This is a genomic window from Aeromonas sp. R9-2, from assembly GCF_040908025.1.
In the GTDB taxonomy this organism is placed as follows: Bacteria; Pseudomonadota; Gammaproteobacteria; order Enterobacterales; family Aeromonadaceae; genus Aeromonas; species Aeromonas veronii.
This window is the reverse complement of sequence record NZ_JBFOCX010000024.1, coordinates 380690-406103: the sequence shown is the minus strand read 5'-3', so window position 1 is coordinate 406103 and position 25414 is coordinate 380690. Positions and strand designations below refer to the sequence as shown.

Sequence of the window (25414 nt, the reverse complement as noted above, 5' to 3'; positions counted from 1 at the left end):
CATAGAAAGAGGCCCGCATGGGGTGCGGGCCTCTTTGCCTTGCGGTCAATCGGCAGCAGTTATCAGTAGAAGGTCTGCTGCTCTGCGGCCATCGCCTTGAGGCGGGCACAGGGGGCAAACCGGTCGCCATGGCGCTTCTGGTAATACTCCAGACGGCCAACCAGATGATCAATTCCTAAGGTGTCCATGTAGCGGAACGGGCCGCCAAGGAAAGGCGGGAAACCGATACCGAAGATGGCGCCGATATCGCCATCACGGGCCGACGCCACCACACCGCTATCCAGCGCCATGGCCGCTTCGTTGAGCATCAGCAGCACGCAGCGCTCGGCAATCTCCTGACGGGCCAGCTTGGCAGAAGGCTTGATGCCGAGCACGCCATAGACGCTCTCGTCCACCGTCTTCTTGCCCTCTTTGCCGGTCAGCTTGTTGCGCGGTGCCGCCTTGCCATAGAGGTAGAAGCCCTTGCCGTTCTTGCGTCCCTTGCGATCATTTTGCAGCAGCTTGTCGAACGCCTTGGGCGCCTGGAACTGCTCGCCGCCCAGCTCTTTCTCGAGAATGGGGGAGATCTTGGCGCCCACATCGATCCCCACCTCGTCCAGCAAGGTGATGGGGCCAACCGGGAAACCAAAGTCCAGCAGCGCGCTATCCAGCACCTCCACCGGCTCGCCTTCCAGTACCAGTCGCGCCGCTTCATTCATGTAGGGCGCCAGGATGCGGTTGACGTAGAAACCGGCTTCGTCTTTCACCACGATAGGCGTTTTACCCTGAGCACGGGCAAAAGCCAGAGTGGTGGCGACCGTCTCGGCACTGGTGCCAGCGTGGGGGATGATCTCCGCCAGCGGCATCTTGTCCACCGGGCTGAAGTAGTGCAGCCCCACGACTCGCTCCGGGTGCGCCGCCTCTGCCGCAATCTGGTTTATGGGCAGGGAGGAGGTGTTGGAGGCAAACACTGTGTGCTCACCGCACTCACGCTCCACGTCCTTCACCATCTGGTGTTTGAGCGCGAGATCTTCAAACACCGCCTCCACCACCATGTCCACCCGGTGAAAACCGGAGTAGTCGAGGGTACCGGTCAGCAGGCTCATCTGTTTTTCCAGCTCGCTGCGCAGAATGTGACGACGCTTGAGCTTCTTGGCCAGAATGTCGTAGCTGTAGCGCATGGCATTGCCGAGCCCGGCGCTTGCCACATCCTTGATCCGTACCGGCACGCCCGCCTTGGTAGCGGTGACGAATGCTATGCCGCCCCCCATCAGACCACCGCCCAGCACGGCCGCGTGGCCCACCTTGCGCGGCTCGGCCCCCTGATAGGTGACCTCTTTCTTCATCTCGGTGGTAGCAAAGAAGATGGAACGCAGGGCGGCAGACTCAGCCGTCATCACCAGCTCACCAAAGTGGCGGGATTCGGCGGCCAGACCGGCCTTCATCCCCTCCTCCACGCCTATGCGCACCACCTCGAGGATCCGCTCCGGCGCCGGGTAGTTGCCACGGGTCTTGGCTTTCACCCCCTTGCTGGCTTGATCGAACAGCACCTTGCGACCCAGTTTGTTGGTCTCCAGCACCTTGCCTTGCAGATCCCGTTTCAACTGATGGCGCGGTTTGCCCTTCTTGGCCAGCTTGATGGCAGCATCCAGCAAAATTGACGGCGGCACCACATCGTCCACCAGCCCCAATTTCTTGGCTTGTTTGGCCCGCACCTGCTTACCGGTCAGCATCAGATCCAGCGCCTTGGCCACCCCGATGAGGCGCGGCAGACGCTGGGTACCGCCAGAGCCCGGCAGCAGACCGAGCTGCACTTCCGGCAATCCCAGCACGGTTTTACCGTGATCGGTCACCACCCGACCATGACAGGCCAGCGCCAGCTCCAGCCCGCCACCGAGGCAGGGGCCGTGGATAGCGGCGATCACCGGAATGGTCAGCCCCTCGATCTCGGCAAAGATCTCCTGCCCTTCCCGAGACAGGGTCTCGGCATCCTTGGCACTGGTGCAGGCGGCCAGCATGGTGATGTCAGCGCCGGCGATGAAGGAGTCCTTCTTGCCGGAGGTGATCACCAGACCGATCAAATCCTTGTTGCGTTTCACCTCGGCCAGTACGGAGCGGATCTCCTCCACAAAGGCGGCCTTGAGGGTATTCATGCTCTCGCCCGGCACATCCATGGTGAGGATACCGATGCCATCTTTGCGAACATCCAGGGAAAAAGTCTTAGCGCTCATCATTCAACCTCCAACACCATAGCCACGCCCAATCCACCCGCCGCACAGGCGGTGTTGAGCCCCAATCCCCCGCCGCGACGACGCAGCTCGTGCAGGGTCTGGGTGATCATCCGCGCACCGGTCGCGGCAAAGGGGTGGCCATAGGCCAGCGAACCACCGAGGACGTTGAACTTCTCCATGTCCACCTCGCCGATGGCCTGATCGCGGCCCAGCTTGTCACGGGCAAACTCGTGGCTGGCAAACATCTTGAGGTTGGCCAGGGTCTGGGCGGCAAAGGCTTCGTGCATGTCGATCAGGGTCAGATCGCTGAGCGTGATGCCAGCTCTGTCCAGCGCCAGCGGCGTGGCATAGGAGGGGCCCATCAGCATGTCCTGCCAGACATCGATGGCCGAGAAAGCGAAGCTGCGGATATAACCCAACGGTTCGAGGCCCAACTCTTTCGCCCGACCTTCCCGCATCAGCAACACGGCAGCGGCGCCATCGGTCAGCGGCGTGGCGTTGGCTGCAGTGACTGTGCCATGAACCCGGTCAAACACAGGTTTGAGCTTGGCGTAGCTCGCGAGATCCGAGCTTTCACGGATATTGTTGTCCTGCTCCAGCGGTGATTTGTAAGGCGGTACATGGGCGGTAAACACCTCGCCGCTGAGCTTGCCATCGGCCCAAGCCTGCGCGGCCAGGGTGTGGGAGCGGTGCGCCAGCGCATCTTGCGCCTCACGGCTGATCTGGTGGCTCTTGGCCATCTGCTCAGCGGTCTGTCCCATGGAGAGACCGGTCGAATATTCCGCTACCGCAGGCGGCACCGGCAGCAGATCCTTGACCCGCAGCTGGCGCAGAATATTGAAGCGCTGCTGCAGATTGCGCGCCTTGTTGAGATCCACCAGGGCGCGGGCCAGCTTCTTGCTCACTCCGATAGGCAGTACGGAGGAGGAGTCAGCACCGCCGGCGATGGCGATGTCTACGGTACCGGCCATGATGGATTCGGTGACGTTGGCCACCGCCTGAAAGCTGGTGGCGCAGGCGCGGGAGACGCTATAGGCATCGGTATTGACGCTCATGCCGGTACCGAGCACGATCTCGCGAGCAATGTTGGGGGCTTCCGGCATCTGAACCACCTGACCAAACACCAGCTGGTCGATAAGCTTGGGATCGAGATCGGTGCGGGCAAGCATCTCGCTCACCACCAGTTTGCCGAGATCGACTGCAGGCACGCCATGAAAGGCGGTGGCCTGCTTGGCAAAGGGGGTACGCAGCCCCGCCACGACGGCAATCCGTTCGCCCTGGCGAGTCGTCAGTTTCAATGGCTGTTTCATCCTGGCTCCTTGGTTTAAAAGGCAGAGGTCTGACCTCATTGCGCCACATCTTAACAATCCAATCACAAGTTTCATACAGCTGATTGAAACTAAATTAAGCACGGCAAGGCCCCTTTGCTCGCCCTTGGGAAGCAACTGGAGTATAAAAAGATCAACTTCCATAAAAACAACGGGTTTATCGCATGGCAGCGGCCGAGTTCAGAACACTTAGGGACTATCTTGGCAGTCAGATCCTGGGGCAGGAGGAGCTAATAGAAGGGCTCCTGATTGCCCTGTTATGTGAAGGACATGTGTTAATCGAAGGGGCTCCCGGGCTGGCCAAAACCCGCGCCGTCAAGGCGCTCGCTGGCGCCGTCGAAGGGCGCTTTGCCCGTATCCAGTTTACCCCCGACCTGCTTCCTGCCGATCTCACCGGCAGCGAGGTGTTTCACCCGCAGGATGCCAGTTTTGTTTTCCAGCCAGGCCCCCTCTTCAACCATCTGGTGCTGGCAGACGAGATCAACCGGGCGCCAGCCAAGGTACAATCAGCGCTGCTGGAAGCCATGGCCGAACACCAGATCACCGTGGGCAAAAAGAGCTGGCGGCTGCCACCCCTCTTTATGGTGGCCGCCACCCAGAACCCCATCGAGCAGGAGGGAACCTATCCCCTGCCGGAGGCGCAGCTCGACCGATTTCTGCTCAAGCTGATGGTGGATTACCCGAGCCCCACGATGGAGCTCGCCATCTTGCAGCTCAACGCCAGCGGCGAACAACTTGGCGCGGCGCCGGTGACCCTGAGCCAGACCACCTTGCAAGGTGCTCGCAGCGAAGTGCTGGCGGTGACCATGCAAAGCAGACTGGAGCACTATCTGGTGGAGCTGGTCTGCGCCACCCGCCCGGGTAGTGGCCTTTGCCCTGCCCTTGAGCCACTGATTGCCGTAGGGGCCAGCCCCCGCGCCACACTTGGGCTGGCTCGCTCCGCCCGCGCCCGAGCCTGGCTTGCCGGACGTGATTATGTGCTGCCGGAAGATATTCAGCTGCAAGCCTATCCGGTGCTGCGCCACCGCCTTATACCCAGCTATCAGGCACTGGCCGACAATCTGGATAACGATATCCTGATCGCCCAACTGCTGGATCAGGTGCCATGCCCCTAGAACCCGGTCTGCATCCCGATATCGCCCTGTCGCTGCCACGGCTGCTCAATATCCGGCTCTGGGCCAAGGCCAAGAAGCCACCTCACGCTGGCAGAAGCAGCAGCGAACGCGGCAAACCGGGCCGATCTCCCGGACTCACGTTTCGAGAGCCGCGCGCCTATCAGGCTGGTGACGAGGTACGCCATATCGACTGGCGAGTGACCGCACGCCTCGGTCGTCCCTATACCCGCCTCTATAGCGAGGAGCTCGATCAGGCGCACTGGCTGCTGCTCGATCTCTCTCCCGCCATGTATTTCGGCTCCACGCTGCAGCTCAAGGCGCGTCTGGGGTGCGAGCTGGCAGCAGCCTTGATCTGGCAAGGGGGGAAGCAGCACAACACCCTGATCTGCCACGGGCTTATCCCCCATCACCAGAGCCAGCGCGGCAGCGTGCTGCCCCTGCTCGAATCCCTCTGCCATCACTATCAGCAAGGGCTGACCCGCCGGGCGCTTTCTCACTCGCTGGCCGACACCTTGTCCGGCGTGCAGCTGCCTCACGGTGCCAAGCTGACGATCATCACCGATCACAGACCCTGCGAGTCGGCGCTCTGTCAGCAATTGCAACTGCTCTCACGGCGCCACGATATTCACTATTGGCAGATCCGTGACCCCCTCGAGGCAGCCCTTCCCTCTGATGGCCAACTGCCGGTGGCCATTGATCGGCCAGGGCAACACTATCAGGGCTGGCTGGATGGGGGCCATGCCGGTTTCTCCCAGCGCTACCGGCATGTCGCCGAGAAGCAACTAGCCCACGGCAAGCAGTTGCTGTTGCCATTGGTGCAGCGTCTCTATCTGCTCGATAACGGCCAGACGCTGCAACAGCAGTGGCAGGAGGGGTTATGTCATCAGGGATGATCTCCCCAGCCGAACTCGACAGCGCCAGTCCAGCCTCCGACGCCATCACTCCGCCGCTGGCCGCCCTGATGCGCGACATCCATCCGGGGCCGGATCTGATTGAACAGAGTCTTGACCCCAGAGTGCTGGCGCTATTGTGGCTATTGATCACAGCGTTATTGCTGCTGCTGATCGTCCTGATTGCCCGCAGGGTGATACGTTACCGCCGCTGGTGTCGTCAGCTGGAGGGAGAGCCGGCACTGCTGGTGGCACGCATACAGGAGGCCCTGCGTCATGAAGCACTGCAACGTTGGCCCGAGGCGCGCCAGCTGCAGGGAGAGGCGTGGCTCGCCTTCGTCGATCGTCACGGGGACAGCAATTTCAGCCAGTTCTCACCTCACTGGAGCAGTTGGCTCTATGGCAGCCAGAACCCGACTCGCGAGCAGTGTGAACAGCTTCGGCAACATTATCGCCGTTGGGGTCAAACCCTCTTCTTCCAACTTCACCCCCGCTCGGGGCGTAAAGCCGGACGGAGGCATCCATGATCCTGGCCTGGCCCTGGTTTGCGCTGGCGCTGGTGCTCCCCTTGCTGGTGCGCTTCGGCTTGCCACCCCTGCGCCGCGGCTATCTGGCTCACCCCGGGTTTGCGCTGCTGCGCCCCCACGCCGGATTGCCGCTCTGGCGCGCCATGCTGCTCTGGTGCGCCCTTATCCTCGCCCTCTGCCGCCCCCAGTGGCGGGGGGAACCGGTGATCCAATATGAAGGGAGTCGGGATCTGCTGCTGGCAGTGGATCTGTCAGACAGCATGCGCACCCCTGATATGCTCGATAACGGCGAGCAGCAAGCGCGGCTGACGGCGGTGCGTCAGCAGATCAAAACGCTGATCGCCAAACGGGCCGGAGACAGGGTGGGCCTCATCGTCTTTGCCGATCACGCCTACCTGCTCTCTCCCCTCACTCAGGAGATCCCGGCGCTGTTGACCTTGAGCGACGAGCTCGATTTTGATCTGGTCGGCCGAACCACCGCCCTTGGCGAGGCGATCCAGCTGGCACGTCAGCATGGGGATCCTGGTCGCCCCACCGCCCTGCTGCTGGTCACTGATGGCCGCAATACCGCAGGCAATGCCGACCCGCTGCAGGAGGCCAAACTCGCCGCAGCGCAGGGAATACGGATCTACACGCTGGGGGTCGGGGCCGATCCCGATACCTTTATCCAACCCTATGATGAGGCAGGCAGCGGTCAGGCCGATCCCAGCACCGAACTGGACGAACCGCTCCTGAAAGAGCTGGCAAAAACAGGACAGGGGCGCTATTTCAGGGCGCGAACCCAAAGCGATCTCGATGCCATCAATGCGACCCTCAATACCCTTGAACCTGCCCCCATGCCGATTGCCCAGTACCAGCCGGTGATCGAGCTCTACCCCTGGCCGTTGGCACTGCTTTGTGGCTTGCTGCTTCTGCCATCAGGACACGGCAGACTGGAGTTTCGCATGGTGCGTAACTGGCTGGCACGAGGCGCGCGCAGATGGAGCTGATCTTGCTCCGCCCCCTGTGGCTGATCGCACTCATCCCCTGGCTCTGGCAAGGGTGGCACCGTCGTCGCCAGCCCCCGCTGCTCGCACCTGCGATGCAGGCTTATCTGCTGCCAGCCTCCCGTCCTCAGCGCCCCTGGCTCTGGCTGGCAACCCTGCCCGTGATTTTGGCCCTGAGTGGTCCCGCACTGCGCGGTGAGCTGCAACAGCAGCCTGCGGCACCGCTCGATATCTGGCTGCTCGACTTGTCACGCTCGATGACCGCCACCGATCTCAAACCGGATCGGGCAACCCGGGTCAGATGGCAATTACAGCAGCTGCTGAGCCGCGCCAAGGGCGAGCGCATTGCGCTGATCCTCTACGCTGGTGATGCCTACCTCGCCATGCCGCCCACCCGGGATCATCAAGCCCTTTCGCTGCTGCTGCCCGACTTGCGCCCCGATATCATGCCGCTGCAGGGCAGCAACCCGGCACGGGCGGTGGAACTTGCCATGAAGCAGCTGGCCCCTGGAGAACAAGCGCGTCTGCTGCTGATCACCGACGACCTCACCCAGAATCAGATGACCCAAATCGCCGCCCTGTGGCCCTGCCAGCAACGCCTTGTTTGCCGCGACACCCAGTCGGCACGCCTCGATATTCTGCTTGCCAGCAGCGGTCAACCGGCCCCCATGCCCGCCATTCCGGCCAATGAGTTGGGGTTTGCCACCCGCATGCCCGCGCAGTTGCCCGCTCCCGATAGTCAGGCCATTACTGCCTTGGCCAATCGCCTCGGCGGTGAGCTGCAGTGGCTTGGGAGCGATATCCCCCGCTTTGCTCCCCTCCCCACCACGACCTCGGCCCTCACCCCGGCGCCACTGGATCTTGGCCCCTGGCTGCTGATCCCCTTGTTACCACTGGCCTTGCTGGCCAGAGTCGGCGCCCGGTTGATGGTGGCGCTGATGATGGGTGCACAGCTGCTTGCGCCACAAGATCTGCAAGCGGCAGAAAGGGCGGATCTGCAAGCGATGCAGGCTTATCAACAAGGGGATTTTCAGCGTGCCGCTCGCACCTTCAACGATCCAGTCTGGCGCGGCAACGCCTGGTATCGGGCCGGAGCCTACCGACAAGCTATCTCAGCCTATCAGGAAGCGACGAGCGCCACCGCCCACTACAACCGCGGCAATGCCATGCTGCAACTGGGTGAGTTTGCGGCGGCCAAAGAGGCCTATCTGGCCGCCCTGGCGCTGGAGCCCGGCCATGAAGATGCGCTCTATAACCTCTCTCTGTTACAGGGCGGCGCGGCGGCCGCTCCCGATAGCAACAACAGCAAGCAGCCCGAACCAGCGACGGATCAGCAGGCGACAGCAATGCCCCTGCCACCCTCTCCCCCGGTGTTGCTGTTGGAGCAGCGACTGCGCAAAGAGGCGCTGCGCCGGGATCTGATCAAGGTGGAGGAGCCCTGGTGACGCGGGCAGGATGGGGACTGTTGCTCGCACTGGCGAGTCCACTTTGCTGGGCTTTGCCCCCTCGGGCAGAGCTGCTGCCGGGGGCCGCCCCCAGCGATTGGCTGCTGATCATCGAAGCGGATGGCGAGCGCCAGAGCAGCGAGCTGGAGATCACCCCCCTACTGCGCCAGTTTGCAGTGGGCAGAGTGACCATGAGCCGGGTCACGACCCCGGTACAACAACTGACTCGCTGGCAGATCCCGCTGCACCAGAGCAATTCACCCGCTAATACCGAGGTGGTGATTGCCCCGCTCAAGCTGGGAAATGAGTTTACCCCCTCGCTCACCCTACCATTGAGAGAGGCGAAAACAGCCGCGCTGCCACAGCCCGAGGCACCCTCGCCCCTCGAGATGCAGGCCAGCCTTGATCATCAGGGCCCGCTCTATCCCGGCCAGCCGGTGATCTACCGGCTGACACTGTGGCTGCCCACCAGTATGCAAAACCCGGCGCTAAGCGAGCTTAGCTCTGCCCACTTCACCATCCGTCGCCTCGGTAGCGACGAGTGGATCGCCCCCGTTCAGGCAGGTCTGCCTGGCCGGCTCACCCGCAGCTGGCTCGTTCAGGCAAAAGCGCCTGGGCTATGGCTCCTCGACTCGCCCCGCTTGCAGGGGCAGCTCACGCAGCAAGGGAACAAGCCGCAAAAACTCTCGGCCCGCGCGGCACCACTCGAGGTGAGGGTCGACAAGGCACCCGCCACGCCGGTGGCAACCCGGCTGACCCTGAGGCAGCGGCTTGAACCGGCCTCCAAGGGGGAAGTGGGTGAACCGCTGATCCGGATCCTCACCCTGACCATGGAAAATGGTGACAGCGGCCAGATACAGCTTGCCCCCCTGATGGCACATCAACTGCCAAACGGCATACAGGCACATCCCGATGGCGAGCAACAGCAGGAGCGTTACCGTGATGGCAAGCTGTTGTTTGAGCGACAGTGGCGCCAGACTCTGGTCGCGGATCAGAGCGGCGACTATCAGCTCCCCCCCATTGATCTGCCCTGGTTTAATACCCAAAGCGGCCGGATTGAGCAGGCCAGCCTGCCCGCCATCACGCTGACGTTTCAGACAACGACAAATCGGCAACCTGATCAGCAGACATCGCAGGTGGCACTGCGAGAGAGCCTTTGGTGGGTCGTGCTGGCCATAACGCTGCGTGCGCTATGGCGCAACTGGCCCCGCTGGCGCGCCTTCTATCAACTGCAACGTGCCCTTGCCCAACACCAGCCGGATGCCAGTCGCAAGGCGCTGATCAAGTGGGCGACCTTGCGCTGGCAGGTCTCCTATTATCAATTAGGCCAGTTGCCCGACGCTGGGCATAATCGGCTCGGCAACGCGCTAGCCGCACTCGAGCGAGCCTGTTTTGCACGGCCCTCTTCTGGCCCGCCCATCGAGTGGCGCGCTCTGGCGCGTACCCTCAGGGCCGATGAAACCGCCGGTATTGCGTACCTGATTTACCTGCTGGCACACGGGAGTTCCCGCTCCCGCCGCCACGCCCCCTGACAAGGATTGCCCAATGGCACTGCTGTTTTTTAGAAAAAAACGTGCTCAGCAGCATATTGGTGGAAATGATCCGGCCACTTCGCCGGTCTCTGATCCCATGGCTGACAAACAAACCAAATTTGAAGCACTGGTTCATGCGCTGCATGGCGATCTCTACCGGTATGCCTACTGGCTGACCCGGGATCCCAACGTAGCGGAAGATCTGGTGCAAGAGACCTTCCTGCGTGCTTGGAAGGCTATCGACACCCTGCAGGATGACAAGGCGGCCAAAGGGTGGCTGATCACCATCCTCAGACGGGAGAACGCCCGCCGCTTTGAACGCAAACAGCTGGAGCTGGTGGATCTCGACGATCACCCTCAGCCCCAGCACGATGCGCTGCACAGTGAACAAGAGATGGAGAACGAGTGGTTGCACCGTCACATCGCCCGGTTGCCCGAGGAGTACCAGGAGCCACTGCTGCTGCAAGTCGTGGGAGGATTCAGTGGTGAGGAGATTGCCGAGATGCTCGGCCTCAACAAGAACACCGTCATGACCCGCCTGTTTCGCGCCCGCAGCCAGATCAAGGAGGCGATGGAGCAGAAGAACCAAGCAAGAGGACACGGACATGGATGAACTCGAATTTCGCCGCAACGCCATGATCCAGCCCAACGATCAACAACCGGACTTTCTCAAAACCGCTGAAGCAAGCCAGGCTAATCGGAACTATCTCGACGAGATGAAGCAGTTCGACAGAAGCCTCAAGCGTGCCATGCAGGTAGAGGTTCCCGCCGGACTGGCCGAGCGGATCCTGCTCAGGCAAGCCATGCTGCAAGACAGTGATGCGCCAGATGATATGCCGCCATCCCGACCCCTTGGCACGGCGCCAGTCAAGCTCCGGACATCGACATCCTGGCGCCAGATCGCCCTGGCTGCATCGGTCGCCTTCCTGCTGGGAATGAGCACCCGCTGGCTCACGCTGCCAGAAACGGCTCCTGCGGCCCTCTCCCTCGCACAGGTGGCGATGGCTCATGTCTATGGCGAAGAACCCTTTATTGAAGGTGTCGATGAGCAGGTCAATCTGCATAACATCAATGCCAAGATGGAGAAGTATGGCGCCACCTTAAGCGGGATGGATGGGCTCAAGGTGACCTATGTCAATCACTGCTCGTTTTATCAGGGACCAGCCTTGCACATGGTGATCCAGGGAAAGATGGGGCCAGTCACTCTCTTTTTAGTGCCCAAACATGTGCCATTAACCCTGCAACAGGCCACCTTTGAAGATGGCACCCTCAAAGGGGAGATTGTCCAGCTCAAAGGCGCCAATATGGTACTGATTGGCGAGATGAAAGAGCCACTTGCCCCCGTTGCCAACGCCCTGCAGTCACGTCTGCAGTGGGACATTTAACATAGCCGGTTAACAACCTCAGAACCATTCTCAATTGAAGGCAGCGGTCACGAGCCGCTGCCTGTTCTCCCCCTGATTACTCCTCTTTGTCACTCATTTGCCTCAAGATTTCGAAAAATTGACAAAATTATTTTTGTGACGGAGATCGGCAACCCAGGTCAATATTCCGCCTTTAGACCGTGAAAATGATGAATTAAACAGCAAGTTAAAACAAATGATTAACACATCGATCACTTTTATGTATTCTGCTGTCACTGGTCTGATTTCTTACCTCCTACCAGATCCATAGAATCACGCCAGAATTGATTGGGAAGAAGCTGAAATAAAAACGGATTTTGTCGAGGTTTGCATTGAACGTGCAGCCAATATCGGCAAAAAAATCTGCCTACAAGAGAGAACACCATGACGACAACTATTTTCAAGAAGAGCCTGATTGCCGCCACCATCGCGCTGGCCACCGGTCAAGTCCATGCCGCGGCATTCCAGTTGAACGAGCACTCGGCCTCCGGTCTGGGTCGCGCCTATGCCGGTGAAGCGGCTATCGCCGACAACGCCTCTGTTCTGGCCCGTAACCCGGCCGCCATGACCACCTTCGACAAGATGGCAGTTTCTGTCTCCGGCACCTACATCAAACCGGATGTCGATGTGGATGGTGCTGTTTACGCTGGCGCGAACAAAATGGCTCCAGCCAGCGAAAGTGGCATTGCTCCGGCAGCCTTCGTTCCCGCCTCCTACTTTATTCAGCCGCTGAATGACCAGTGGGCTTGGGGTATTGGCATCTTCTCCAACTACGGTCTCTCCACCGAATACTCCAAAACCTTCCCGGCTGGTGCCGGTGCTGGTGATACCGAGTTGATGACCTTCAATATCAACCCGAACATTGCCTATCGTGTCAACGAACACTTCAGTGTCGGTGCCGGTATCAACGCCGTTTACGGTGCCGCCGAACTCAACCGCTATGCCGGTCTGCTGGGCCCGCTGAACCCACCTAGCCAAGGTGGCCCGCTGCCAACAGATACTCGTCTGGCTCACCTGAAAGGCGACACCTGGGGCTTTGGCTGGAACGTTGGTACCCTGTATGAAGTCAATGAAAACCATCGCTTTGCTCTGACCTACCGTTCACAGGTCGATATGAGCTTTGATGGTGACTTCCAGGGGCTCACTTCAGGGAACCGCACTGTTGATGGCAATCTGAAACTGGATCTCCCTGCTCAGGCCGAGTTTGCCGGTTATCACCGTTTGAATCAGCAATTCGCCGTTCACTACTCTGTCAACTGGACTGACTGGAGCGCCTTCCAGGAGCTGAAAGCAACCAGCGGCCAATGCGCTGGCGGCGTATGTCTGCAAAAAGATGAGAAGTTTAAAGACTCTACTCGTTACTCAATCGGCGGTACCTGGTATATCAACCCGGCATGGGAAGCTCGCATGGGCTTTGCCTATGACAACACCCCGATCGAAGCTGACTACCGCAGCCTGAGCATTCCCGACTCAGACCGTATCTGGTACAGCGCCGGAGCCACCTATCATATCAACACCGATATGAGCGTTGACTTTGGTATGGCTTATCTGGACGGTAAAGAAGTTGACGTCAACGAAGGTCTGCGTAGCCACTCCGACAGCCTGCGTTGGAAAGGTACTTCCCACGGCAACGCCTTCCTGGCTTCAGCCCAGTTCAACATGAAGTTCTGATTATTGATAGAATGGAAAGAGCGCCGTCAGGCGCTCTTTTTTTATCCGCAAAAGCCAGTTCAGCGCACACATGTAGCACACACCTGTTTATTTTTCTTTTTTAATCAAGCTATTAGAGTGCATCCTTCCAGCATTTAATCTTGTTTTATCCAGATACTGGTCATTACCGTTGCCTTACTGGTCATACCATATAAAATCCTGCCTCCATTCATATGACCTATTGAACCTTCGGGTAACAGCAAGGATTTTGCCATGCATCCCATCATCAAACCGTCCGCCATCGCCCTGCTGATGATCGCGGGTCAGACCCATGCCGCCGGGTTCCAGCTGGCTGAACAGTCCGCTACAGGCCTGGGACGCGCCTTTGCCGGTGAGGCCGCCATCGCGGATAACGCCAGTGTGCTCTCCCGCAATGCAGCAGCCATGACACGCTTCGATCAGGTGGCGCTGTCTGGCGGAGCCATCTATGTCAGTCCTGACGTCAATATTGAAGGCAACACCCGCATACCGACCAAAGCCGGCATCGTCACCTCCGATGCCAGTGCACACGATATCGCCGCCGCAGCCTGGGTACCCAACGCCTATCTCATCATTCCACTCAACGAGCAGTGGCGACTCGGCTTCTCGGCGACCTCTTACTACGGTCTTGGCGTCAAGATGCCGGATAACTACAGCGCGGGACACTTTGGTAATGTCTCCGATATCAAGACCATGGATCTGGGTACCTCACTCGCCTACTGCATCAATGAGATGTGGTCAATTGGTGCCGGGATCTCTGCTATTCAGGGCGAAGGCGAAGTCGGTGGCACCTTCCCTTCTCGCAACCTGATCGCAAAACATTTGCAAGGGGATGGCTGGGCATGGGGCTGGAATGTCGGCACCTTGCTGGAGTTGTCCGAACAAACCCGGATCGGCCTATCCTACCGTCACGATGTCACTTTGACCCTCTCGGGAGATGCTATCGTAGGCCGACCCAATGCAGATGGCTCCGTTACCGAGATCAGAGATACCGGCAGTCTGGACCTGCCGTTGCCAGCGACGGCAGAGTTGGCGGCGTTCCATCAGCTGACTGACAAGCTGGCTCTCCACGGCAGCCTGAACTGGACCAACTGGAGCAAATTCGTTCAGTTGGAAGCTGACCTCAACAATTTGCAGAACATGCACATCAAGGAAGAGCACTGGGAAGATAGCTGGCGCTACGCCATCGGTATGACCTATCAGGTCACTCCCAAATGGCAACTGCGCTCCGGTGTGGCCTATGACGCCAGCCCTGTACCAGCCGATCGTCGTACCATTTCCATCCCGGATGCCGATCGCCTCTGGTACAGCCTGGGAATGGGGTATCAGTTCACGCCCAACCTGACCGTGGATCTGGGGCTGACCCTGATCGATGGCAAAAAGGTGGATGTCACTGAAAAAATGGAGCTGCAACCGGGTAATCCGATGACGACCTCCACCTTCCAGGGCACTTCCGAAGGGGATGCCTGGCTGGCTGGTGCACAATTGAGCTATCTCTTCTAAATTCCTTCCCTGCAAAAAACGCTATGCCAATTATTGCCTTACTCAATAAGGTGAACACTGGCATAGTGTTCTGCAACACCATAAAATCAACCCAGTACCTTTACTGGAGCAAGGCATGTATTCCTACGTAGCAAGACAGCCGATCCTCGACAGAGACCTCAAAACTCATGCCTATGAGCTGCTCTTTCGCGATAGTCTGAATAATGTCTTCCCGAGTATCTCCTCCCAGCAGGCGACGTCACGCCTGGTGGTCGAACAGTTTCTGCAACAAAATATCGATCAGCTGTTGGGGGGCCGCCCCTGCTTTATCAATTTTCCCCACTCACTGCTGCTGGAGGGATTGGCAGAGTGCCTGCCGCCCGAAAAAGTGGTGATTGAGATCCTAGAAGATTCCCCACCGGATGATGCCCTGCTGGAAAAGGTGAAACAGCTGCACAAGCTGGGATATCAACTGGCACTCGATGACTTCACCATGTCGCCGGATTGGGAGCGCTTTCTCCCCTTTATCCACATCATCAAGTTTGATCTTCGTGCCACCCCCCTGATGCAGATCAAGGTGTTTATCCAGCGGCATCAGACGCTGGGGCTCACCTATCTGGCGGAAAAAGTAGAGGACAAGGCGGAGTTCGAGCGGGTCAAACAGCTGGGGATCCAGCTGTTCCAGGGCTTTTTCTTCAGCAGACCCGAGATGGTCAAGCAAGCCACCATGGAGCCGGCACAAGTCGTGGTGATGCAGTTGCTCAACGTGGTCAACGAGGCAGAGCCTGATATCAACAAGATTGAGCAGCTGCTCGGTCAGGATATCTCCCTCTCCCTCAAGCTGCTGCGCTACGTTAACCATCTCAAAGGTCACACCAACCCTATTTCGTCATTTCGCCAGGCAGCTATCTATCTTGGCAACACCCAGCTAAAGCGCTTTGTCTCGCTGGTGGCCGCGACCAGCGCCGGCAAGGGCAAGAGCGCCGAGCTCTACCAGATGTCGATGATCCGTGCCCGATTCTGTGAACTGCTGGCTCATGCCCACGCCCCGAGCCAGCAGGCACAACAGGCCTTTATCACCGGTCTCTTCTCCCTGCTGGATGTACTGATGGAGCAGCCGATGGACAAGCTGCTCGGCACTATCCCTCTTATCGACAATATTCGGCTGGCGCTGCTGGAGCGCAAAGGCAATCTGGGTTTCTACCTCGCGTTTTGTGAAGATTACGAAAGCGCCAACTGGTCACGGGTCACGGCCAGAACAGCCCGCCTGGGGCTGAGCGAGGATAAGGTGAGTCACCTCTATCTGGCCGCCACCACCTGGGTCACGGAACAACTGCTGGCGATGGAAGCCACCAATTAATTCGTCTCGTCATTCACCTCGACCGCGATAGCGGTCGCCTCCCCGCCCCCGATACAGAGCGCGGCCACGCCTCGCCGCAAACCCCGTTGCCGCAGCGCGGCGATCAGCGTCACCAGAATGCGTGCGCCACTCGCCCCCAGCGGATGACCGAGTGCACAGGCCCCTCCATGGACATTGACCTTGTGATGAGGGATGCCGACCCCGCTCATGGCCAGCATGGTGACCATGGCGAAGGCCTCGTTGATCTCGAACAGATCCACCTCTTCCACCGACCATGCAAGACGCGCCAGCAAGCGTGAAATGGCGCCAATGGGCGCAGAGGTAAACTCGGCGGGCAATGCTGCATGGCTCTGATAACCGACGATCCGTGCCAGCACTGGTACCTGCCAGGCTTGCGCCGTGGCGCCATCCATCAATATCAGCGCCGCCGCACCATCCGAAATGGAGCTTGAATTGGCCGCTGTAATAGAGCCTTCCTTGCCAAACGCAGGCTTCAGGGTCGGGATCTTCTCCGGTCTGCCCTTGCCGGGCTGCTCGTCTTCGGCCAGCAACAAGCGCTCACCGCGATAGACACTTGCCAGCTCGGATGCAAACGCGCCGGCTTGCTGCGCATCGCGGGCCCGCTGCAACGACGCAAGAGCAAACTCATCCATGGCACTGCGGGTCAAACCGGCCTGATCGGCGCTGCGCTGGGCATGTATCCCCATCAGCTGGCCATCATAGGCATCTTGCAAACCGTCGAGGAATAGGTGGTCCAGCACCTTTTGATGCCCCATCCGAAAGCCGCTGCGAGCATTATCCAGCAGATAGGGGGCACGGCTCATACTCTCCATCCCCCCCGCGACCACCACCCTGTTGTCACCAAGGCGGATGGTATCCGCCGCCAGCATCACTGCTTTCATGCCAGAACCGCACACCTTGTTGACCGTGGTAGCAGGCACACTATCTGGCAACCCTGCTTTCAACAACGCCTGCCGAGCTGGCGCTTGCCCCACGCCCGCCGCCAGCACATTGCCCATAAACACTTCATCGACCTGCTCCGGACGCAGCTCGCTTTGCTGCAGTGCCGCCTCGATGGCACAGGCACCCAACTCAGGCGCAGTTACCTCTGCCAATGCCCCCTGAAACGCCCCCATCGGAGTCCGTTTTGCCGCCACAATTGCAATATCCATTTGCCTGCCTCTGTTTGTTACATGGCCATAACATAGGGGTTCTGACGCGATGGAACAAGAGTTGCAGTGCAGTTTACGTTTAGGTAAGGTGCAGACAGGATTTAGTTCGCCAAGAAGTCTGTATGAACAACAAGGATGAAGGACGGCGCTTCAGCATCAGTGAGCTGGCCCGGGAATTTGATATTACGACGCGCAGTATCCGTTTCTACGAGGATCAGGGGTTGCTCAATCCCGCACGAGAGGGCCAGACCCGCATTTACAGCAAGCAAGATCGGGTTCGCCTCAAACTCACCCTGCGCGGCAAGCGGCTCGGGTTCAGCCTCGCCGAGATCCGCGAGTTGTTTGATCTCTATGATGCCGACAAGAGCAGCCGCACCCAGTTACAGACCATGCTGGGACTGGTTGAGGAAAAACGGGAGACACTGCAACAGCAGATGGAAGATATCAGGATGGTGCTGCTGGAGCTGGATGCCGCCGAGCAGCGCTGCCAACAGGCCCTTAGCCAGCTGGGGTAACCGGCTTGCTGGGCTGACCAGGTAGCTCTTTCAGCCCGCTCACAAGATGCCAGATAGCAAAAAGCCACTCCTGAGAGTGGCTTTTCTTCGACCTGACGGTTCGCTATTAAACGCGAACGAAGTCCAGGTGGATCAGCTTGTAACGTACCGGGTGACGCTGGATAGCTTTCACTTTTACGTTAACTTCTTCACCGTTGATAACCAGAGTCAGTACAGACTCATAGAATTCCGGCTTCTCTTGAGCCAGGATCATTTTCTTGTGGTCAACAGTGATGGACAGGGCTTCTTTGCCTGCACCGTAAACGATGGCAGGAACTTGGTCAGCTTGACGCAGGCGGCGGCTCGCACCTTTCCCCAGGTCAGAACGGACTTCAGCTTGGAATACGAAAGACATAGTATGTATCTCTTTTGGATGAATTTATGGTGCTAACTGCGACCGGTCAACACCTCGCAAAACGAGCGCGAATACTACCACGGGCCAACTTCGGATACAAGGTACCGATTCTGCATTTAGCGCCCCTGCTCCAACCGGGCGAATTGCTGCTGACGCTGGGCCGGGCTCAGGGCATCAAACTGCGCCAGAGTCTCGGCGCGCGGGCAGTAGAGAGCCTCCCCCGTTCTGACTCGAATGCTCTTGCCAAGCCGCTGCTGGTTCTCTGCCACCAGTGCCAGCAAATAGCTGTAGGTATCGGCTCCCCGGGCGCTGGATAACTGGTTCGCTATACGCCACAGGGTCTCCCCTGCGGCGACCTGATGACACACAGTTTGTGGACCGCCGGCCGCAGGAGCCGAGAGGGTAAGAATGGCGTCACTGCCTGCGGATAAGCTAGCCGTGTGGCTGGCGAGCGCCATATCGGCGCTCGCTACTCCCTCATATCCTTGGGCACCACTCATCCCCGCTGTGCGAAAGGTCACCCCCAGCTGAGCGAGCAGAGGTTCGCTCTCGTCGGGGTCGCTGGGCATATCAACACCACCGAACGCGTCTTGGGGTGTACGGAACTCGGCGATAAAGGGCGCGACAGGTTGCGCGTGATAAGCAGGGAATCCACTCCCCTGCTGCACGATTGCACCAGCCGCAACAGCCTGCCCGGGGACAACCCCGTAAGCCATCTCGTCGATGCGCCGCAGTCTTGCCAGATAGGTTTTGGAGAGCTCGGCCTCCCCCTCGAACAGATCGAAGGGGGGGACCAGCCGGGCGGGAAAGAGGATCTGCCAGCGACCATGCTTCTGCTTTTGGGCCAGCAGCGGAAACTGATTGCCACGCCAGGCCACAAACATCGCAGGCGGCGTGCGCGCCAGCGGGTAATATTCCGGGTTCAACTGCACCCAGGTTTGTTCCGCGATGGGTTGATAACCGCTGATCACCACCTGCGCCACACTCAACCAGATCCCCAGCATCCTTGCCTCCCTGACTTGCGGTTTGAAGGGGCTACCTGACCGGCAACCCCTTCTCTGCACCCGCTATCATGCTGTTAAAACAGTTAGATAGCAGCTTAGCACTGAGCGATGGCGTTAAGCACCCGTTTATCGGAGACCGGATAAGGGGTCCCCAGATTCTGGGCAAAGAATGACACCCGCAGCTCCTCAATCATCCAGCGGATATTGACCACCTCGGTGGGAATAAGCTGGGATTTGGGGATCTTGGCCAGCAGCGCCTTGTACTCCGACTCCACGCTGTGCACTTTGAGCATGTAGACCCGATCCCGGTTGGGATCGATGGCGAGCTTCTCCAGGCGGCGCTCGATGGCGCGCAGATAGCGCAGCAAATCAGGCAACCGCTGCCAGCCGGTCTCGGTGACAAAACCTTTGTGAATAAGGTTGCCGAGCTGCTGCTGGATATCCGACATGGCAAAAGCGGTGTCGAGCTGCATCTTCCCCTTGAGCCGCTTCTTGATCTCATGGGACAGCGTCAGCACGGCTTCCACCTGCTTGGCCACCTCCACCACCGCATCGTTGAGCTCGGCACGGACAAACTCCTTGAGCGCCTCGAAACCGGCCTCGTCCCAAGCCAGCCCGCCATGCTGCTCGATCAGCTTGTCGCAGCCACAGGCGATACAGTCATCAATCAGCTCCGCCACCTTGCCAAACGGGTTGAAATAGAGCCCGAGCTTGGCCTTGTTGGGCAGCTTCTCCTGCAGATACTTGATGGGTGATGGCACGTTGAGCAGCACCAGCCGGCGCTGGCCCGCCCACATCAGCTGCTGCTGCACCACAGGGCTCTCCACCAGCTGAATGGCGACCGAATCCTTCTCGTCTACCAACGCCGGATAGGCTTTCACCTCGAAGCCGCCGCGCTTCTGGCTGTACTCCTGGGGCAACTCGCCAAAGCTCCACAGGGTGAGGCCGGACTGCTCGATATCATCATCCGCCACTTGCGACAGGGTCTCCTGCACCTTGCCACGCAGGGACTCTTTCAATGCTTCCAGGTCTTTGCCTTCCGCCACCTTCTTGTGCTTGTCATCCACCACCCGGAAGGTGAGTTTCAGGTGATCGGGCACCGCAGCCCAGTCCCAGGATTCGCGGGGCACGGTTACGCCGGTCATGCGGCGCAGCTGACGCTCCATCTCGTCCAACATCGGCCCCTTCTCGGGGTTGATGCTGGCGAGCAACGCGTCGGCGTAGTTGGGCGCCGGCACGAAGTTTTTGCGCATCGACTTTGGCATCGACTTGATGAGAGCCACCAACAGCTCGTGACGCAGCCCGGGGATCAGCCACTCGAACCCCTTCACCTCCACCTGATTCAGGAGCGGCAGCGGGATATGCAGGGTCACGCCATCGGCGGCCTCCCCCGGCTCGAACTGATAGGTCAGCTTGAGCTTGAGACGCCCCTGCTGCCAGAAGTTGGGGTAGTCGAGATCGCTGATGTGGGCGGCATCCCCCTTCATCAGCATCTCTTTTTCGAAGTTGAGCAGCTCGGGATCCTGCTTTTGCACCTCTTTCCACCACTTGTCGAAGTGGCGGCTTGATATCACATCCTCCGGCAAACGGGCATCGTAGAAGCGGAACAGATCCTCGTCATCCACCAGAATGTCGCGCCGACGGGACTTGTGCTCCAGCGCCTCCACTTCGGCCAACAGCTTGCGGTTATCGCTGAAGAAACGGTGACGGGTCTCGAAATCCCCCTCCACCAGTGCGCGGCGGATAAAGAGCTCGCGGCACAGCGCCGGATCGATACGGCTGAAGTTGATGGTGCGCTCATTGACCAGAGTCAGACCATAGAGGGTCACCTTCTCCTTGGCCATCACGGCACCGTTTTTCTTCGACCAGTGGGGGTCGCTGTGGTGCAGCTTGATGAGGTGACCTGTCAGCGGCTCCACCCACTCGGGTTCAATCTTGGCGTTGATGCGGGCGTAGAGGCGCGAGGTTTCCACCAATTCTGCGGCCATCACCCACTTGGGCGGCTTCTTGAACAGACCCGAGGCCGGGAACAGGTGGAAGCGGCCATTGCGAGCACCAAGGAACTCGGGCTTTTCCAGATCCTTGTTACCGATGTGGCTCAAGAGGCCGGTCAGCAGGGCACAGTGCACCGTCTTGAAATCCGCCGGTTCATGGTTGGCTTTAAAACCCAGCTCCTTGACCGTCTGACGCAGCTGGAAATGGATGTCCTGCCATTCGCGCACCCGCAGATAGGAGAGAAACTCCTTCTGGCACATGCGGCGGAACGGGTTGCTGCCAAGGGCATCCTGCTGCTCTTTCAGGTAGTTCCACAGATTGACGAAGGCGAGGAAGTCGGAATCCTTGTCCTCAAAGCGCCTGTGCTGTTCGTCGGCGGCCTGCTTCTTCTCCATGGGCCGCTCGCGGGGATCCTGAATGCTGAGGGCCGCGGTGATCACCATCACCTCGCTCAGGCAGCCAGTTTGCGCCGCGCTGATCACCATCTTCGCCAGACGCGGATCAAGGGGGATGCGCGAGAGCTGGCGACCGGTTTCGGTCAACTGCAGTTTGGCCTCGCGATCGCCGGTGGCGGGCAGCTCGCGCACCGCCTCCAGCTCTTTCAAGAGAGTCAGACCATCCTTGATATGGCGGGACTCGGGTGGCTCGACGAAGGGGAACGCCTCCATGTTGCCAAGGCCGAGCGCCAGCATCTGCAGGATAACCGATGCCAGGTTGGTGCGCAGGATCTCGGGGTCGGTAAAGGCGGGACGGCTATTGAAATCCTCCTCCGAGTAGAGGCGGATACAGATACCGTCTGCCACCCGGCCGCAACGCCCTTTACGCTGGTTGGCGCTGGCCTGGGAGACCGGCTCGATGGGCAGGCGCTGCACCTTGGTACGCCAGGAATAGCGGCTGATACGGGCGGTGCCCGGATCGATGACGTAGCGAATGCCCGGCACCGTCAGCGACGTCTCCGCCACGTTGGTGGCGAGCACGATACGCCGCCCGGCATGTTGCTGGAACACCTTGTTCTGCTCGGCGTTGGAGAGGCGGGCATAGAGCGGCAGCACCTCGGTATCGCGCAGATTGAGCTTGCGCAAGGCATCGGCGGTATCGCGGATCTCCCGCTCGCCGTTCATGAAGATAAGGATGTCCCCAAGCCCCTCGCGGGCCAGCTCTTCCACCGCATCGAAGATGCCCTGCAGTTCGTCGCGCTCTTCCAGCCCTTCACTCTTGTCACTGGTGAGTGGACGGTAGCGCACCTCCACCGGGTAAGTGCGGCCGGAGACCTCGATCACCGGCGCTTTGTTGAAATGGCGGGAGAAACGTTGCGGGTCGATAGTGGCCGAGGTGATGATCACCTTGAGATCCGGGCGCTTGGGCAGCAGTTGCTTGAGATAGCCCAGGATGAAGTCGATATTGAGGCTGCGCTCGTGGGCCTCGTCAATGATGATGGTGTCGTACTGGGTGAGCATCCGGTCGTTCTGGATCTCCGCCAGCAGGATACCGTCGGTCATCAGCTTGATGTGGGTCTGCTCGCTCACCTGATCGGTAAAGCGAACCTTGTAACCCACGTAGTGACCGAGTTCGGACTCCATCTCCTCGGCAATACGGGCCGCGACGGTGCGGGCTGCCAAACGGCGTGGCTGGGTGTGGCCGATAAAGCCCTTCACCCCGCGCCCGAGCGCCAGACAGATCTTGGGGATCTGGGTGGTTTTGCCCGAGCCTGTTTCCCCTGCAATGATCACCACTTGATGTTCTTGAATGGCCTTGGCGATCTCAGCCTGCTTCTGGCTCACCGGCAGGTTGTCCGGATAGGTGACCTTGGGCACTCCGGCCAGACGGGTTTGATAGCGCACTTCGGCGGCGGCCAAATCAGCGGCGATGGTCTCCAGCACGGCAGCCTGTTTGCCTTCAGGCAGCTTCTTGACCCCGTGCAGACGGCTGGAAAGGCGGCGGGCGTCGAGATTCATGCAGGCAGAGAGACGGCGGCGCAGCGCCTCGATAGAGAGAGACAAGGTACGAATTCCTTAAATAGGTGCCCAGAGGGGCCATATCGATTAGCTGCGAGCGATCCTAAAGAGCGAGCGGGAACGGTGCAAGCCTTAACGTAGCGTTATATATGGGAAGACAGAGAGATTGGCTGATCCTCATATATGGCAAAACAATTATTGTAAGATGGCATAACATGAATAAATCGCAGCATATGAAATAGCCAAGGCAAGCCGAAGCTTGCCTTGGGAGAGAGGAAAACAGGGCTAACCGTGGGTGTGATGGACAAAACAGGTAGTGAGCTGGGCGTGAATGGCCTGCATGACGTTGTGGCGATTGATAACCCCGAGCAGACGCCCCTCCTCCACTACCGGATAGATCTTCGGCTTTTGCCCCATCATCATCTCCGCCAGGCTCAAAATGCTGGTATCGGGTCCCACCGACAACACCTCCTTGCGCATCACATCCTTGACCTGCGCCACCTGTTCGCAGTGATAGGCCTCCTTAAGCAGCACTGCGATGCAATCCTGCTCGGAGATCCAGCCAATCAGATGGCCCTGCCCATCCACCACCGGGCCACCGAGCTGATGACTGTTCAGAAATTTCTCGACCGCAGCTTGCACCATCATGTCGGCAGTGAAGGTGATGGGTCTGCTCTGCATATAATCCTTGGCTTTTAGCGATTCCATATCTGCTCCCCTACGGTAGTCCATCAAGCTGGCGTCTTGTGCGCCGGTACCGGCACCATGCTCGGCTTGTTCCAAGCATAGCTGGCTCGCGGCGGTATGAGTCAGCGGCCAGCCTCTCCCTCAATTGATGGCATGATCCGGCTCGCGATCCGGAATGGCTGCCATCATCATCTGCGGCAGGTGATCGGCCAGCACCGCCACCACCGCAGGATCGACCCGTCCCTGATCCGCCAGTTGCTGCATAAAGGTCAATGCGTCACGGGCAGGCAGGCCGCGCCGATAGGGTCTGTCCTGCACCATTGCCTGAAAAATATCAGCGACCCGCAGGATCCGCGCTTCGAGCGCCATGGCGGATGCCGGCAGGTGGAACGGATAGCCCTCCCCGTCAGGCTCCTCATGGTGATAGGCCGCCCAGCAGGCAATCTCCTCAAACCCTTCGATGTGGCGCAGGATCTGGTAAGTCTCGAAGCTGTGGGTATTGATGATGGCCCGCTCCTCTTTCGTCAGGCTGGCAGGCTTGTCGAGGATCTCGTCCGGCACCCTGAGCTTGCCCAGATCATGCAGCAAACCAGCGATCTCCAGCATGTCACAATGGATGGCACTGACTCCCATCAATTCTGCCAACGCACGAGACAACCTGCTCACACCGAGTGAATGCGTCATCGTGAATGGACTTTTGGCGTCGACAATGCCGGAGAAGATCTGCGCCAGCGCTTTAAGCTCCCCGTTGAAGGTCAGGCAAGGCTCCCGCACCTGCAGCATCTCCAGCATGTAATCATTGATAGAGCGCGCTTCCAGCTGCAGCCAAAATGCCTCAGAGCGAGACGCCTTGAGGAAGGCATCCACCAGCTCGGGGGCAAAGAACTCGTCACGGAAATCCTGCAGGCGTGCGCGGATCTCGTTGGTATGCATCAACAATGAACCATCACCATAGTAGGGCGCCGCCAACGCATCGCAGCGATCCACCAGAAAGATAAGGTTGGCCTGACGGGCTACATTGGGGTCCACATCGGCCATCTCGCGCAACAGGTGCCAGTGGGTATGGTGATAACGGATAGGCAGGGCCAGCGGGGCCAGCAAACGGAAATCCTTGAGCAGCTGATATCCCACCTCGCAGTGGCGCTGGGAGGACTCCCAATCGAACTCGCTGACCAGATGATGATGGGTGATGGTCGAGGAGACACCGATATCATGCAGCACTCCCAGCTCGAACAGCAGACAGCGTTCGGCCTCACTCATCCCCAGCTCCCGGCTGCACTCGGCAGCCATAATCCCGACCCGTTTACCGTGGGCCACATCGCCAATGCCCACCAGATCCAGCGAGGCTGACAGGGCATACACCACCTGCCTTAGATCCACTTGCAATGAAAAGGGGGCTGCGCCCTGCGCTCTGTCCATGATCCGGGTCCCATGCGATGTTGTCGTATCAAACTGGCGCTGTTTTATGCTTCGCCTTATATCAACTTAGTCAATAGCCGAGCCTTTTACCTTGTTTTTATAGGCATTTATGAACCTGCGCACCTTGAAAAGGAAAAAGATCACGGCTGGATTTATTTGGCCACTCCCATTCAAGTCATATTTATCCATTCAAAAATATGCAAGTAGAGTTTTTAAATCTCGCGTAGAGATTGTGAGCAATTTTAAAACTCATATCTGAGCGAAACAATCAACACCCCAACTTTACTTAATTATGACTTAATCAGA

At 59.1% G+C, this 25414-nt stretch carries 20 protein-coding genes; 12 read left to right on the top strand and 8 right to left on the bottom strand.

Going from position 1 to position 25414, the window contains the following annotated elements; all coding sequences use genetic code 11:
• Positions 1-62 precede the first annotated feature (62 nt).
• Together fadJ and fadI are read right to left on the bottom strand one after the other, a co-directional pair.
• Positions 63-2210, bottom strand: coding sequence for a fatty acid oxidation complex subunit alpha FadJ (gene fadJ / locus AB5Y71_RS10930; protein ID WP_368171698.1), 2148 nt, complete (start codon positions 2208-2210; stop codon positions 63-65).
• Positions 2210-3520, bottom strand: a complete 1311-nt coding sequence (gene fadI / locus AB5Y71_RS10925; protein ID WP_368171554.1) for an acetyl-CoA C-acyltransferase FadI — start codon at positions 3518-3520, stop codon at positions 2210-2212. The genes fadJ and fadI overlap by 1 nt, the downstream gene beginning before the upstream one ends.
• Positions 3521-3702: 182 nt before the next feature.
• Here fadI and AB5Y71_RS10920 point away from each other — a divergent pair, with 182 nt between their 5' ends.
• The 11 genes from AB5Y71_RS10920 to AB5Y71_RS10870 all read left to right on the top strand — a co-directional run bounded on the left by AB5Y71_RS10920 (position 3703) and on the right by AB5Y71_RS10870 (position 15967).
• Positions 3703-4653 (top strand): AAA family ATPase, encoded by a 951-nt coding sequence (locus AB5Y71_RS10920; RefSeq protein WP_368171553.1) that lies wholly within the window; start codon positions 3703-3705, stop codon positions 4651-4653.
• Positions 4644-5546, top strand: coding sequence for a DUF58 domain-containing protein (locus tag AB5Y71_RS10915; RefSeq protein WP_368171552.1), 903 nt, complete (start codon positions 4644-4646; stop codon positions 5544-5546). The genes AB5Y71_RS10920 and AB5Y71_RS10915 overlap by 10 nt, the downstream gene beginning before the upstream one ends.
• Positions 5531-6070 carry a DUF4381 domain-containing protein gene (locus AB5Y71_RS10910; RefSeq protein WP_368171551.1) on the top strand — a complete coding sequence of 180 codons (540 nt, stop codon included), beginning with the start codon at positions 5531-5533 and terminating at the stop codon, positions 6068-6070. The genes AB5Y71_RS10915 and AB5Y71_RS10910 overlap by 16 nt, the downstream gene beginning before the upstream one ends.
• Entirely contained in the window at positions 6067-7059 is a 993-nt protein-coding gene (locus AB5Y71_RS10905; RefSeq protein WP_368171550.1) for a VWA domain-containing protein, read from the top strand. Before AB5Y71_RS10910 ends, AB5Y71_RS10905 begins: the two co-directional genes overlap by 4 nt.
• A complete protein-coding gene (locus AB5Y71_RS10900; protein ID WP_368171549.1) occupies positions 7050-8501 on the top strand; it encodes a VWA domain-containing protein in 1452 nt (483 codons plus the stop codon). The genes AB5Y71_RS10905 and AB5Y71_RS10900 overlap by 10 nt, the downstream gene beginning before the upstream one ends.
• Before the next feature lie 20 nt (positions 8502-8521).
• Positions 8522-10033, top strand: coding sequence for a hypothetical protein (locus AB5Y71_RS10895; protein WP_368171697.1), 1512 nt, complete (start codon positions 8522-8524; stop codon positions 10031-10033).
• A 13-nt stretch (positions 10034-10046) separates the two neighbouring features.
• The gene (locus tag AB5Y71_RS10890; RefSeq protein ID WP_139429113.1) at positions 10047-10646 is read left to right on the top strand and encodes a sigma-70 family RNA polymerase sigma factor; all 600 of its coding nucleotides are present in this window, start codon (positions 10047-10049) and stop codon (positions 10644-10646) included.
• The gene (locus AB5Y71_RS10885; protein WP_368171548.1) at positions 10639-11418 is read left to right on the top strand and encodes a DUF3379 domain-containing protein; all 780 of its coding nucleotides are present in this window, start codon (positions 10639-10641) and stop codon (positions 11416-11418) included. The genes AB5Y71_RS10890 and AB5Y71_RS10885 overlap by 8 nt, the downstream gene beginning before the upstream one ends.
• A 402-nt stretch (positions 11419-11820) precedes the next feature.
• On the top strand, positions 11821-13107 hold the full coding sequence (locus AB5Y71_RS10880) for an outer membrane protein transport protein (RefSeq protein WP_139429111.1): 1287 nt from the start codon (positions 11821-11823) through the stop codon (positions 13105-13107).
• A 252-nt stretch (positions 13108-13359) separates the two neighbouring features.
• Positions 13360-14628 carry an OmpP1/FadL family transporter gene (locus AB5Y71_RS10875; protein ID WP_368171547.1) on the top strand — a complete coding sequence of 423 codons (1269 nt, stop codon included), beginning with the start codon at positions 13360-13362 and terminating at the stop codon, positions 14626-14628.
• A 115-nt stretch (positions 14629-14743) separates the two neighbouring features.
• On the top strand, positions 14744-15967 hold the full coding sequence (locus tag AB5Y71_RS10870) for an EAL and HDOD domain-containing protein (protein WP_368171546.1): 1224 nt from the start codon (positions 14744-14746) through the stop codon (positions 15965-15967).
• On the opposite strand, the gene AB5Y71_RS10865 is transcribed toward AB5Y71_RS10870, so the two are convergent.
• Entirely contained in the window at positions 15964-17139 is a 1176-nt protein-coding gene (locus AB5Y71_RS10865) for an acetyl-CoA C-acyltransferase (RefSeq protein WP_368171545.1), read from the bottom strand. The two genes, AB5Y71_RS10870 and AB5Y71_RS10865, sit on opposite strands and share 4 nt — an antisense overlap.
• Positions 17140-17261: 122 nt before the next feature.
• Between AB5Y71_RS10865 and AB5Y71_RS10860 the strand changes: the two genes are divergently transcribed.
• Complete coding sequence (locus tag AB5Y71_RS10860; protein WP_005360322.1) at positions 17262-17654, top strand: MerR family DNA-binding transcriptional regulator; 393 nt, start codon at positions 17262-17264, stop codon at positions 17652-17654.
• A 106-nt stretch (positions 17655-17760) separates the two neighbouring features.
• Here AB5Y71_RS10860 and rplY read toward each other — a convergent pair whose 3' ends face one another.
• The 5 genes from rplY to AB5Y71_RS10835 form a co-directional block, all read right to left on the bottom strand.
• Positions 17761-18048, bottom strand: a complete 288-nt coding sequence (gene rplY, locus AB5Y71_RS10855; RefSeq protein WP_005333252.1) for a 50S ribosomal protein L25 — start codon at positions 18046-18048, stop codon at positions 17761-17763.
• 116 nt (positions 18049-18164) lie between these two features.
• Positions 18165-19052, bottom strand: coding sequence for a hypothetical protein (locus AB5Y71_RS10850; RefSeq protein WP_368171544.1), 888 nt, complete (start codon positions 19050-19052; stop codon positions 18165-18167).
• 95 nt (positions 19053-19147) lie between these two features.
• The gene (gene hrpA, locus AB5Y71_RS10845; RefSeq protein WP_368171543.1) at positions 19148-23047 is read right to left on the bottom strand and encodes an ATP-dependent RNA helicase HrpA; all 3900 of its coding nucleotides are present in this window, start codon (positions 23045-23047) and stop codon (positions 19148-19150) included.
• Between the two features lie 240 nt (positions 23048-23287).
• Positions 23288-23710, bottom strand: coding sequence for a CBS domain-containing protein (locus AB5Y71_RS10840; RefSeq protein WP_005333273.1), 423 nt, complete (start codon positions 23708-23710; stop codon positions 23288-23290).
• Between the two features lie 120 nt (positions 23711-23830).
• A complete protein-coding gene (locus AB5Y71_RS10835; protein ID WP_031227597.1) occupies positions 23831-25108 on the bottom strand; it encodes an HD-GYP domain-containing protein in 1278 nt (425 codons plus the stop codon).
• Positions 25109-25414: the final 306 nt, after the last annotated feature.

Excerpts from the sequence above, each read along its gene's own strand:
- AB5Y71_RS10875 (WP_368171547.1), top strand. The coding sequence starts at position 13,360 with ATGCATCCCATCATCAAACCGTCCGCCATCGCCCTGCTGATGATCGCG.
- AB5Y71_RS10915 (WP_368171552.1), top strand. The coding sequence starts at position 4,644 with ATGCCCCTAGAACCCGGTCTGCATCCCGATATCGCCCTGTCGCTGCCA.
- AB5Y71_RS10860 (WP_005360322.1), top strand. The coding sequence starts at position 17,262 with ATGAACAACAAGGATGAAGGACGGCGCTTCAGCATCAGTGAGCTGGCC.
- AB5Y71_RS10835 (WP_031227597.1), bottom strand. The coding sequence starts at position 25,108 with ATGGACAGAGCGCAGGGCGCAGCCCCCTTTTCATTGCAAGTGGATCTA.
- AB5Y71_RS10885 (WP_368171548.1), top strand. The coding sequence starts at position 10,639 with ATGGATGAACTCGAATTTCGCCGCAACGCCATGATCCAGCCCAACGAT.
- AB5Y71_RS10900 (WP_368171549.1), top strand. The coding sequence starts at position 7,050 with ATGGAGCTGATCTTGCTCCGCCCCCTGTGGCTGATCGCACTCATCCCC.
- AB5Y71_RS10910 (WP_368171551.1), top strand. The coding sequence starts at position 5,531 with ATGTCATCAGGGATGATCTCCCCAGCCGAACTCGACAGCGCCAGTCCA.
- AB5Y71_RS10840 (WP_005333273.1), bottom strand. The coding sequence starts at position 23,710 with ATGGAATCGCTAAAAGCCAAGGATTATATGCAGAGCAGACCCATCACC.
- fadI (WP_368171554.1), bottom strand. The coding sequence starts at position 3,520 with ATGAAACAGCCATTGAAACTGACGACTCGCCAGGGCGAACGGATTGCC.
- AB5Y71_RS10905 (WP_368171550.1), top strand. The coding sequence starts at position 6,067 with ATGATCCTGGCCTGGCCCTGGTTTGCGCTGGCGCTGGTGCTCCCCTTG.
- rplY (WP_005333252.1), bottom strand. The coding sequence starts at position 18,048 with ATGTCTTTCGTATTCCAAGCTGAAGTCCGTTCTGACCTGGGGAAAGGT.
- AB5Y71_RS10850 (WP_368171544.1), bottom strand. The coding sequence starts at position 19,052 with ATGCTGGGGATCTGGTTGAGTGTGGCGCAGGTGGTGATCAGCGGTTAT.
- AB5Y71_RS10920 (WP_368171553.1), top strand. The coding sequence starts at position 3,703 with ATGGCAGCGGCCGAGTTCAGAACACTTAGGGACTATCTTGGCAGTCAG.
- AB5Y71_RS10890 (WP_139429113.1), top strand. The coding sequence starts at position 10,047 with ATGGCACTGCTGTTTTTTAGAAAAAAACGTGCTCAGCAGCATATTGGT.
- AB5Y71_RS10880 (WP_139429111.1), top strand. The coding sequence starts at position 11,821 with ATGACGACAACTATTTTCAAGAAGAGCCTGATTGCCGCCACCATCGCG.
- fadJ (WP_368171698.1), bottom strand. The coding sequence starts at position 2,210 with ATGAGCGCTAAGACTTTTTCCCTGGATGTTCGCAAAGATGGCATCGGT.
- AB5Y71_RS10870 (WP_368171546.1), top strand. The coding sequence starts at position 14,744 with ATGTATTCCTACGTAGCAAGACAGCCGATCCTCGACAGAGACCTCAAA.
- AB5Y71_RS10865 (WP_368171545.1), bottom strand. The coding sequence starts at position 17,139 with ATGGATATTGCAATTGTGGCGGCAAAACGGACTCCGATGGGGGCGTTT.